This window comes from Clostridium sp. Marseille-Q5894 (genome assembly GCF_946902305.1).
Lineage (GTDB): Bacteria > Bacillota_I > Bacilli_A > Erysipelotrichales > Coprobacillaceae > Thomasclavelia.
Window position 1 is genome coordinate 73,186 of the sequence record NZ_CAMPPT010000008.1, and the last position, 12,157, is coordinate 85,342.

A 12,157-nucleotide genomic window follows, 5' to 3' on the forward strand; every position below is an offset into this window, starting at 1 on the left:
TATCACTCCTAAATTATTATGGGAGAAATATTATTTTTTATACGAGGAAGTTATGGAAATAAAGCAAATAGAAATTAACAATCAAGTTGTTGAATATCAATTAAATATAAAAAAAATTAAAAATTGTTATTTGAAGATTATTTCTGGTAAGCTGGTAGTTAATGCGCCATCAAATTTTCCAATTGAAATGATTGAAAAATTGATACTTGATCATCGAGATATTATTTTGAAACAAACTAATAATTATGTTTCAAAATTTAATTATATCGATAATGGCTATGTGTATGTTTTTAATTACCGGTATCAAATTATTTTAAAAGATGTGAATATGTATAAAGCAGCAATTCATGAAGATAAAATTTATGTTTATCATCATAAAATTCAAGAAATAATTGAAAATGAATTGAAAAATATTTTATATGATTATTTAGTAAAACAAATCTGTTATTATTTAAATACGTGGTTTGATTTAACAATGCCTGAAATTGAAATAAAAAAATACAAATCACGCTGGGGCGCTTGTTTTTCAAAGCAAAATAAAGTATCTTTTAATTTAGCTTTAGTACATTTAGATAAAAGTTTAATTGATTATGTGATCATTCATGAATTATGTCACTTCATCCAGCCTAATCATTCAAAATTATTTTATCAAGAAATTGGAAAACGTTTATCAGATTATAAAATAAGAGAAAAAAGATTAAAGGAGATAGGAATATGATAACTTCAAGTACTAATAATACAATTAAAGCATTAATGAAATTAAAGAAAAAGAAATATCGTGATGAAACAGGTTATTATTTGATAGAAGGAGAGCATTTAGTTGAAGAAGCATTGAAAGCGAAACAGGTTGAATTACTAATTTCAACTAAAGCAATCAGTGGTGATTTACCGGTTCTTGAAGTTAGTGATGAAATTATGGCGAAATTGGCTTTTACTAAATCACCACAATCAATAATGGCAAAATGTATAATAAAAAAAGAAGAAAAGTTAATAGATGGTAAGCGTTATTTGATTTTAGATGATTTGCAGGATCCAGGAAATATTGGTACTTTAATTAGAACAGCATTAGCATTTTCTTTTGATCAAGTTATTTTATCTGATCGATGTGTTGATTTATATAATGATAAATTACTGCGCTCCATGCAGGGTGCTAATTTTCATATTAGCTGTATTTATGGTGATTTAAAGACAATTATTTCTAAATTACAAGCCAATGACGTCACTGTTGTTGGCAGTGCTTTAGAAAATGGTAAAGATATAAACAAGATTGATGCTTGTAAGAAAATGGCATTTGTTATAGGAAATGAAGGTAATGGGATAAATAAAGAAATTTTAGAAAAATGTGATCAAATAGGATATATTCCTATAAAAACTATTGAATCATTAAATGCAGCAGTAGCGGGAAGTATTATAATGTATTACTTTAAATAAAAATGCCAAACTGTATAAAATTGATAAACGGTATTATAGAATTAAATTTGATTATTATAAGAAAAAAATATAAGTTGTTTATAGAGATCTTTTTTATAAAGTTTGGTAACGATATAATATGATTTCTATGAACTTTTTTCATATATAAGTAGATATCAGCTATAATTTAATTCTTAGATTTTAATTTTTTTATACTATGCAAATAAAAAAAAGAAAAAAGAGGAAAAAAGGTATTTACAAAGAGGGAGAGATATGGTAAATTAAGGAGGCACTCAAGAGAAGGGATAAAGTAACCCGAAGAAAAAGAAAAAAAAGTAAAAAAAAGATTGACTAAAAAGAGAAAAGAGTGTAAGATAATCGAGTCGGCGAAAGAAGCCGGAGAGATCATTGAAAACTAAACAGAATTAAGAAACACACGTCAAAGAAGGATCCGGAAACGGATAGAAGAGAAAAAGAAGAGCTAAACAAACGAAAGATTGTAAAGATAAAGAGACAATGGAGAGTTTGATCCTGGCTCAGGATGAACGCTGGCGGCGTGCCTAATACATGCAAGTCGAACGCGGGCAGCAATGCCCGAGTGGCGAACGGGTGAGTAATACATAAGTAACCTGCCCTTTACAGGGGGATAACTATTGGAAACGATAGCTAAGACCGCATAGGTAAAGATACCGCATGGTAAGTTTATTAAAAGTGCCAAGGCACTGGTAGAGGATGGACTTATGGCGCATTAGCTAGTTGGTGAGGTAACGGCTCACCAAGGCGACGATGCGTAGCCGACCTGAGAGGGTGACCGGCCACACTGGGACTGAGACACGGCCCAGACTCCTACGGGAGGCAGCAGTAGGGAATTTTCGGCAATGGGGGGAACCCTGACCGAGCAACGCCGCGTGAAGGAGGAAGGTCTTCGGACTGTAAACTTCTGTTATAAAGGAAGAAAGGCGGATACAGGGAATGGTATCCGAGTGACGGTACTTTATGAGGAAGCCACGGCTAACTACGTGCCAGCAGCCGCGGTAATACGTAGGTGGCAAGCGTTATCCGGAATTATTGGGCGTAAAGAGGGAGCAGGCGGCAGCAAGGGTCTGTGGTGAAAGACTGAAGCTTAACTTCAGTAAGCCATAGAAACCGGGCAGCTAGAGTGCAGGAGAGGATCGTGGAATTCCATGTGTAGCGGTGAAATGCGTAGATATATGGAGGAACACCAGTGGCGAAGGCGACGATCTGGCCTGCAACTGACGCTCAGTCCCGAAAGCGTGGGGAGCAAATAGGATTAGATACCCTAGTAGTCCACGCCGTAAACGATGAGTACTAAGTGTTGGGAGTCAAATCTCAGTGCTGCAGTTAACGCAGTAAGTACTCCGCCTGAGTAGTACGTTCGCAAGAATGAAACTCAAAGGAATTGACGGGGGCCCGCACAAGCGGTGGAGCATGTGGTTTAATTCGAAGCAACGCGAAGAACCTTACCAGGTCTTGACATACTCATAAAGGCTCCAGAGATGGAGAGATAGATATATGGGATACAGGTGGTGCATGGTTGTCGTCAGCTCGTGTCGTGAGATGTTGGGTTAAGTCCCGCAACGAGCGCAACCCTTATCGTTAGTTACCATCATTAAGTTGGGGACTCTAGCGAGACTGCCAGTGACAAGCTGGAGGAAGGCGGGGATGACGTCAAATCATCATGCCCCTTATGACCTGGGCTACACACGTGCTACAATGGATGGAGCAGAGGGAAGCGAAGCCGCGAGGTGGAGCGAAACCCAGAAAACCATTCTCAGTTCGGATTGTAGTCTGCAACTCGACTACATGAAGTTGGAATCGCTAGTAATCGCGAATCAGCATGTCGCGGTGAATACGTTCTCGGGCCTTGTACACACCGCCCGTCACACCATGAGAGTTGATAACACCCGAAGCCGGTGGCCTAACCGCAAGGAGGGAGCTGTCTAAGGTGGGATTGATGATTGGGGTGAAGTCGTAACAAGGTATCCCTACGGGAACGTGGGGATGGATCACCTCCTTTCTAAGGAGAAAGAAGAGAAGTGAAGTTTCATTAATACTGTTTAGTTTTGAGTGATGCTCAGGAGGAGTATTGCTTAAAAGAGATCATTGAAAACTGGATAATAGAAGAAATTTGCGATAGAAAAGAAGAGATCGAGATAAGAAGATTATTGAGGTCTTTCTAGAGAAGTCGAAAACTAAGAAAAGAATCACTGAAGAGACGAAAGTAAATAGTAAAGTGATCAAGAACACCAATAGGTAAAGTAAGAAAGAGCGTATGGCGGATGCCTAGGCACAGAGAGGCGAAGAAGGACGCAGCAAACAGCGAAATGCGACGGTAAGCAGTAAGCATGCGAAGAGCCGTCGATATCCGAATGGGGGAACCCACCCGGAGTAGAGACCGGGTATCCTGAAGTGAAAAAATAGCTTCAGAGAGGCGAGACTCAGGGAACTGAAACATCTAAGTACCTGAAGGAAGAGAAAATAAAGAAATGATTCCCTAAGTAGTGGCGAGCGAAAGGGGAGGAGCCCAAACCGATCCAAGGATCGGGGTTGAAGGACTGTCGAGAAAGAGCAAGAAGACATTATAGACGAACGGAATGGGAAGTCCGGCGAAACAGGGTGAGAGCCCCGTAGTCGAAATAGTGAGGAAGCTTGAGACAGCACCTGAGTACGGCGGGACACGAGGAATCCTGTCGGAATCAGCCAGGACCATCTGGCAAGGCTAAATACTACTCTGTGACCGATAGTGAACCAGTACCGTGAGGGAAAGGTGAAAAGAACCCCGGGAGGGGAGTGAAAGAGAACCTGAAACCATATGCTTACAAGAAGTTAGAGCCCGTTAAAGGGTGATAGCGTGCCTTTTGTAGAATGAACCGGCGAGTTACGATATGGAGCGAGGTTAAGCAGGATATGCGGAGCCGAAGCGAAAGCGAGTCTTAAGAGGGCGAAAGTTGCATGTCGTAGACCCGAAACCGAGTGATCTAGCCATGACCAGGTTGAAGTTGGGGTAGAACCCGATGGAGGACCGAACCGACCCCCGTTGAAACGTTGGCGGATGAGTTGTGGCTAGGGGTGAAATTCCAATCGAACTCGGAGATAGCTGGTTCTCCCCGAAATAGCTTTAGGGCTAGCGTCGAGAGAGAGGTCAAGTGAAGGTAGAGCACTGAATATGTGATGGCCCCATCCCGGGGTACTGAATATAATCAAACTCCGAATGTCACAGAGACAGGCTCGGCAGTCAGACAGCGGGTGATAAGGTCCACTGTCAAAAGGGAAACAGCCCAGACCATCAGCTAAGGTCCCAAAATATATACTAAGTGGAAAAGGATGTGGAGATGTCCAGACAACTAGGAGGTTGGCTCAGAAGCAGCCATCCTTTAAAGAGTGCGTAACAGCTCACTAGTCGAATGACTCTGCGCCGATAATTTACCGGGGCTAAGTATATTACCGAAGCTATGGATTTACAGAGATGTAAGTGGTAGGGGAGCGTTCTATAGGCGGAGAAGCTGTACCGGAAGGAGCAGTGGAGCGTATAGAAGAGAGAATGCCGGTGTGAGTAGCGGAACGCGGGTGAGAATCCCGCGCACCGAAAACCCAAGGTTTCCAGAGGAAGGTTCGTCCGCTCTGGGTAAGTCGGGACCTAAGGCGAGGCCGAGAGGCGTAGTCGATGGACAACAGGTAGAGATTCCTGTACTTACGGTATGAATGAAGGAGTGACGGAGCAGGCTAGCGCATCCTGGAGCTGGAAAAGCAGGTGCAAGCGAGGTAGCTGACAGCCAGGCAAATCCGGTTGTCGAAAGGCGAAGGCGTGAAGCGGATGGAAAGCTAAGGCGAGTACAGAAGAGCGTGAAGCAAGCTTCCAAGAAAAGCTTCTAGTGCTAATCATACAGTAACCCGTACCGAAAATGGACACACATGGGTGAGGAGAGAATCCTAAGGTGAGCGAGAGAACTATAGCTAAGGAACTCTGCAAAATGACTCCGTAACTTAGGGAGAAGGAGTGCTCATAGAGATATGAGCCGCAGTGAAACGGCCCAAGCGACTGTTTACCAAAAACACAGCTCTATGCTAAGTCGAAAGACGACGTATATGGGGTGACGCCTGCCCGGTGCTGGAAGGTTAAGAGGATGTGTCAGCGCAAGCGAAGCACTGAATTGAAGCCCCAGTAAACGGCGGCCGTAACTATAACGGTCCTAAGGTAGCGAAATTCCTTGTCAGGTAAGTTCTGACCCGCACGAAAGGCGTAACGATTTGGGCGCTGTCTCAGCTGTAGACTCGGTGAAGTCTTAGTACCTGTGAAGATGCAGGTTACCCGCGACTAGACGGAAAGACCCCATGGAGCTTTACTGCAGCTTGATATTGGACTTTGATGCAGGATGTACAGGATAGGTAGGAGACGAAGAGACATGCACGCCAGTGTGTGAGGAGTCGCTGTTGGGATACTACTCTTCGTGTATTGGAGTTCTAACCGGATGCCATAAACTGGTGACGGGACAGTGTCAGGTGGGCAGTTTGACTGGGGCGGTCGCCTCCCAAAGAGTAACGGAGGCGCCCAAAGATACCCTCAGCTTGGATGGAAATCAAGCGCAGAGTGCAAAGGCAAAAGGGTGTTTGACTGCGAGACCAACAAGTCGAGCAGGGACGAAAGTCGGGCTTAGTGATCCGGCGGTGCTGAATGGAAAGGCCGTCGCTCAACGGATAAAAGCTACCCTGGGGATAACAGGCTGATCTCCCCCAAGAGTTCACATCGACGGGGAGGTTTGGCACCTCGATGTCGGCTCATCGCATCCTGGAGCTGAAGTCGGTTCCAAGGGTTGGGCTGTTCGCCCATTAAAGCGGTACGCGAGCTGGGTTCAGAACGTCGTGAGACAGTTCGGTCCCTATCTGTCGTGGGCGTAGGAAGTTTGAGAAGATCTGTCCTCAGTACGAGAGGACCGGGATGGACATATCAATGGTGCACCAGTTGTCACGCCAGTGGCACAGCTGGGTAGCTAAATATGGAAGGGATAAACGCTGAAGGCATCTAAGTGTGAAACCCACTTCAAGATGAGACTTCCCAAAACGCAAGTGAGTAAGACCCCTTAAAGACGATAAGGTAGATAGGTCAGGAGTGTAAGCATGGCGACATGTTAAGCGGACTGATACTAATAGGTCGAGGACTTAACCTAAAGAGAAGGTTGGAGACGAGCAAATGGAAGGAACTATTATCCGGTTTTGAGTGATTCTCGAAAGGAATTGCTTAAAGAGAAGAGATCTGGTAGCGATAGCATGATGGACACACCTGTACCCATACCGAACACAGAAGTTAAGCATCATAACGGCGAAGATAGTACTGCGGTGCGAAAATAGCAAGCTGCCGGTTCTTTTTTTATTTTAAATATAAATAAATTCTATTGTCAAAAGAGATCAAACACGTTATAATAATTAGGTATAACAACACGATGATAAGGACTAGTAGGTAGGAAAGTTGTTTTAGAGAGGAAGATATTTGGTGAAATTCTTCTAACAATAGAACTATTGAATTCACCTTGGAGTGCGACTAATCCTCGCCGTTTAAACTACGTTACAGTTAATTAAGGGCATAATCTTAGGATTATGAATTAGGATGGTACCGCGAGATAATCGTTCCTATTGGAACGATTTTTTATATTTTTAGGAGGAAATATGGAAACAAAATTATTAAAAATTAAAGAAGAAGCGTTGGCTAAATTGGATAACTGTTCATCTTTAAAAGAATTAAATGAGATCCGTGTCTTATACCTTGGAAAAAAAGGACCGATTCAAGAAGCGATGAAATCGATGAAAGATATGGCCCCTGAAGAAAGAAAATTATTTGGTCAAACTTCAAATTTAGTTAAACAGGAATTATCGAAGGCTGTTGAAGATAAAAAAGATATCTTAGAGCAACAGGCAATTTTAGATAAGATCAATAAAGAAAAAATCGATATCACTTTACCTAGTTATAAATTAGATCAAGGATCTTTACATCCTTTATCAGCAATCGTTGCCGAGTTAGAAGATTTATTTTTAGGTATGGGTTATCAAATTGCAGAAGGACCTGAAGTAGAAAGTGATTACTTCAATTTTGAATTAATGAATTTACCAAAGGGACACCCTGCACGTGATATGCAAGATACTTTTTATATTGATGAAAGTATTTTAATGCGTACACATACATCACCAGTTCAGGCACATACTATGTTGGCAGCTAAAGGTAAAGGGCCAATTAAAGTTATTTGTCCAGGTAAGACTTATCGCCGTGATGATGATGATGCTACTCATTCTCACCAATTTATGCAATGTGAAGGTTTAGTTGTAGATAAAAATATTACTATGGCTGATTTAAAAGGAACATTAGAAGTATTTGCTCGTAAGTTTTTTGGGGAAAAACGCGAAGTTCGTTTGCGTCCTTCATATTTTCCATTTACTGAACCATCAGTAGAAGTTGATATTTCATGCCATAATTGTAATGGTAAAGGTTGTTCAATGTGTAAACATACAGGTTGGATTGAAATTCTAGGTGCGGGTATGGTTAATCCTAAGGTACTTGAAATGTGTGGTTTTGATTCAAAAGTATATCAAGGTTTTGCATTTGGAATAGGAATTGAACGTGTAGCAATGCTTAAATATGGAATTGATAATATCCGTAATTTCTATAATGACGATATTAGATTTTTAAGTCAATTTGGTAGAAAGGAGTAGAAGAATGGATATTAGTTTAAATGTTTTAAATAAATATGTAAAAGTTGATGATCAAGATCCTAAAGAATTAGCTGATAAGATTACTTCAATTGGTTTAGAAGTTGAAGGAATGCATAATTTAGCTAATGGTAATAATATGACAATTGGTCTTGTATTAGAGTGCATACCACATCCAGATAGTGATCATCTCAATATTTGTCAAGTAGAAGTAAGACCAGGTGAAGTGAAACAAATTGTTTGTGGAGCTCCAAATGTTGCAGCTAATCAAAAAGTTATAGTTGCTAATCCAGGTTGTGATTTGGGTGGCGGTTTTGTCATTAAGGAAAGTAAAATTAGAGGTCAAGAATCTAATGGGATGATTTGTTCAATTGCTGAACTTGGTTTAGATCAGCGATTACTTAAACCAGAGGATAAAGAAGGAATTCATGTATTAGATGATGATGCGCCAATTGGTGAAGATCCATTAGAATATCTTGGTTTAAAAGATACGATCTTAGAAGTTGGTTTAACACCAAATCGTTCAGATTGTATGGCATTAACATCTTTTGCTTATGAAGTTGCAGCTTTGTTAGGACGTGAAGTTAATTTACCAGCAGTTACACCTTCAGGTATTGATGGTAGTGGTATCAGTGTTAAAATCGAGACAGAACTATGTTCATTCTTTGGGGCTAAATTAGTTAAAGGAGTAACTACGAAAGAATCACCAAAATGGTTAAAAAATGCATTGATGGCAAGTGGTATCAAACCAATCAATAACATTGTTGATATTTCTAACTATGTAATGTTGGAAACGGGACAACCGATTCATATGTATGATTACGATAAATTGAATAGAAAAGAATTTGTAATTAAAACTGGATTTAACTGTAAAGAAACGATGCTAGATGGTGAAGAGTATAAAATTGAACCAACCGATGTCATTGTTTCTACCGATGATGGTATTGGATGTGTTGCCGGAGTCATGGGTTCAAATAGTACCAAAATAGATGAAAATACAACTAATATAGTTATCGAAGTTGCTACATTTGATGGTGCCGCTTTAAGAGAAACAGCACGACGTTTAAATTTATTGACAGATGCATCACAGCATTATATTAAAGGTGCTTTAAACACAGCCAATTCATTAAATATTTTAGAAAGATGTGCTAATCTATTAGTAGAATTAGCTGATGCAAAAGAAGTTTATAAAAGTGTTACAACTGATCTTCAAATTGCAACACGTTATGTAAAAGTAACAACAACAAAAGTTAATGGATTATTAGGAACTAAGATAACAACAGATGAAATCAAAGATATCTTTAGTTCACTAAATTTTAAATTTACTCTTGATGATGAAGAATTTAATGTCAAAGTTCCAACTTATCGTAATGATATTACGATGGCTGCTGATTTGATTGAAGAAGTTGCCCGAATGTATGGATATGATAAGATTCCATCAACTTTACCAGAAATGTCAATGACAGTTGGTAAAAGAACTGATGTGCAGGCAAAAAAATATATGATTCGTAATTTATTAAAGGATCAGGGATTACACGAAACTCTTACTTATTCATTAACTTCACCAACAATGGTAGATGATTTTAATATTTTCCATACAAATGAGACCGTTAAATTGGCAATGCCACTGGGAGAAGAAAGAAGTGTAACAAGAAAATCAGTGATCGGTTCACTATTACAAGTAATTAATTACAACCAGTCTCATAATATTAAAGATGTAAATATTTTTGAATTATCAACGACATATTCTAAAGATACTGAGTTACAAAATCTAGCTATTGCCTGCTGTGGTGAATATAATGGTTTACCATTTAAACAAATTTCATATAAAGCAGACTATTATCTAGTAAAAGGTTTTGTTGAAACTATCTTTAAAAATTTAGGGATCGAAGAATCACGTTATAAATTAGTTCGTGCAAGTCAAGATGATAAATGCTATCATCCTGGTAGAACTGCTTATATCATGATAGGAAAAGAAGTAGTAGGTGTTGTTGGAAATATTCATCCTTTGATGGAAAAGAAATATGATGTAAAAGATGTATATGTTGCTGAATTAAATTTAACTAGTATCTTAAATTTAAAGACAAGTAAAGTTAAATTTACAGATATTCCAATGTATCCATCAGTAAGTCGTGATATTGCATTAGTTATGGATGAAGATATTTTAACTTATGATGTTTGCCGTAAGATCGTTCAAGCTAGTAAACAGTTAGTTAAAGAAACAAAGATTTTTGATGTTTATGCTGGAGAACATATTGAAGCTGGTAAAAAATCTGTGGCAATCAACTTAATTTTCCAAGATCCAAAAGGAACGTTGGAAGAAGCAACAGTTAATGCTGTAATGGAAAAAATTCTTGAGGCTGTAAAAAAAGAATTTGGAGCAGTATTAAGAGGTTAGAAGATTTATCAAGAAATATTTAGTTACTCTTTAAATATTCATTTTAAGAACTGTCGATCATGATAGTTCTTTTTATATTTTATCAAAATAGATAAAACGACTATATGATGGAGTTATAGTATTCTATATTTAAAACTAACATTTCATTATATCATATGAATTTATGGTGAAAAAGGATATTATTAGACATAGGATAATTAGGTGTTTTTTAAGGAGGAATTGTTTATAATAACATTTTAAAATAGTTGATTTCATTGATATAATTTGATTGATAAAGAAATATATAAAAGATAAAAATTTCGATAATCAGTATAACATTTATTAGAATTAAGCAAGAAATAAGTTATATACGAAAAAAGGAATTGAAAAGTAATTACGTATTTATTTCATAATATTGAGAAAGGGAAAAATAGAAAATGCTTTGTAATATTAATCATAATATCAATCTTTTTATTTAACGTTATAAATATTGATACATATTAGTATTGGAAAACAGGAGTCATTAATTTCCAAAATACTCTAGTACATCTAGATATTCTGCAATAAGTTATTATTCTAAATGGACTAGTACAGGAATAAAGTTTGCTACCTTTAATAACGGTTTGTCTTCTAATATAGTTAGTAGTGTTGTTGATCAAGATAATGGAACATATGGTGTTACGACTTTTAAAAGTACAGGTAAATTTAGTATTGTATATTACAGTGCATTTATTAAAACAAGCCTTGCTTGGCAAAGAGAAACTGTCGTACATGAAGTGGGACTTTAGATCATACTCAAACAATAAATAAATCAGTATCGGTAATGAGAGCCCTTGGTTTTAATAATAAAGCTTATCTATATTTTAGGAATTAGGGCTAAATATAAATTATAAAAAGGTGGGATAGTTATGATGAAAACTAAAATTTTACTTAGTACTCTAGCACTAATGATTTTATTACCGCTTTCTGGCTGCAATAACAATGAAAAAAATACAGCTGATTCAAAAGAAGTAGAAGATGTGTTTGTTAGTGCTAAAACTGATTCATACGAATCAGTTGAAGAGCTTGAAAATGCTAGCGACTTAATAGTTATTGGGACAAAAGTCAAGGAATTAGAATCAGATGTTATATATGATGAAAATGATGTTTATCAAATTGCTTATACATATTCATCTTTTCAAATTGATGAAATCATAAGTAATAAAGTAAATGAATCAAGAAAAGAAATCACGATATTTGAAAATCAGGCATATGATAAAAAATATAATCAAATATTACATATTGCTGGATATACTAATATGTTAAAAGGAAATAAATATATATTATATCTTAGATTAGCAGATGAAGGTTATTACATACCTCTTGCCGTTACAATTGGTAAAGTTCCATTAACAAATTCTGAAATCAATGGTACTAAATTGAAAATGAAAAATGCTGAAGATAATGAAATAGTTGAAAAGTTACATAAAGAGATTCAAAAAAAATACGAAAATCAAATTGATTACGGATAAATAGTTATGATAATTTGATAAATTAAAATAATTTGGATTTTCTAACTTGTGAAATGTAAAGTTCATATTCTATATAGAGTTTTAAATACTCATAAAAAACAGACAAATTATGTCTGTTTTTGTTTGGTGTTATATAAAAAAA

General features: G+C 37.4%; 6 protein-coding genes, 3 rRNA genes and 1 other annotated feature. All 9 genes read left to right on the forward strand.

The window, feature by feature from the left end; genetic code table 11:
* Positions 1 to 52: 52 nt before the first annotated feature.
* The 9 genes from OC535_RS11925 (at position 53) to OC535_RS11965 (ending at position 12,015) form a co-directional block, all read left to right on the forward strand.
* Positions 53 to 718, forward strand: a complete 666-nt coding sequence (locus tag OC535_RS11925; RefSeq protein WP_498823919.1) for a M48 family metallopeptidase — start codon at positions 53 to 55, stop codon at positions 716 to 718.
* Positions 715 to 1,431: a TrmH family RNA methyltransferase gene (locus tag OC535_RS11930; protein WP_227052936.1), complete on the forward strand. Its 717-nt coding sequence runs from the start codon at positions 715 to 717 to the stop codon at positions 1,429 to 1,431. Before OC535_RS11925 ends, OC535_RS11930 begins: the two co-directional genes overlap by 4 nt.
* A gap of 492 nt (positions 1,432 to 1,923) precedes the next feature.
* Positions 1,924 to 3,448, forward strand: a 16S ribosomal RNA gene (locus tag OC535_RS11935).
* 235 nt (positions 3,449 to 3,683) lie between these two features.
* A 23S ribosomal RNA gene (locus OC535_RS11940) occupies positions 3,684 to 6,596 on the forward strand.
* A gap of 85 nt (positions 6,597 to 6,681) precedes the next feature.
* Positions 6,682 to 6,790: ribosomal RNA gene (rrf, locus tag OC535_RS11945) — 5S ribosomal RNA — on the forward strand.
* The 16S, 23S and 5S rRNA genes sit together here, the layout of an rRNA operon.
* A gap of 70 nt (positions 6,791 to 6,860) precedes the next feature.
* Positions 6,861 to 7,061 (forward strand) — a binding site (T-box leader).
* Between the two features lie 31 nt (positions 7,062 to 7,092).
* The gene (gene pheS, locus OC535_RS11950; RefSeq protein WP_027090555.1) at positions 7,093 to 8,130 is read left to right on the forward strand and encodes a phenylalanine--tRNA ligase subunit alpha; all 1,038 of its coding nucleotides are present in this window, start codon (positions 7,093 to 7,095) and stop codon (positions 8,128 to 8,130) included.
* A gap of 4 nt (positions 8,131 to 8,134) precedes the next feature.
* Entirely contained in the window at positions 8,135 to 10,525 is a 2,391-nt protein-coding gene (gene pheT / locus OC535_RS11955; protein WP_498823920.1) for a phenylalanine--tRNA ligase subunit beta, read from the forward strand.
* 602 nt (positions 10,526 to 11,127) lie between these two features.
* Complete coding sequence (locus OC535_RS11960) at positions 11,128 to 11,292, forward strand: hypothetical protein (RefSeq protein ID WP_155855619.1); 165 nt, start codon at positions 11,128 to 11,130, stop codon at positions 11,290 to 11,292.
* Between the two features lie 120 nt (positions 11,293 to 11,412).
* Entirely contained in the window at positions 11,413 to 12,015 is a 603-nt protein-coding gene (locus tag OC535_RS11965) for a hypothetical protein (protein ID WP_498823921.1), read from the forward strand.
* Positions 12,016 to 12,157: the final 142 nt, after the last annotated feature.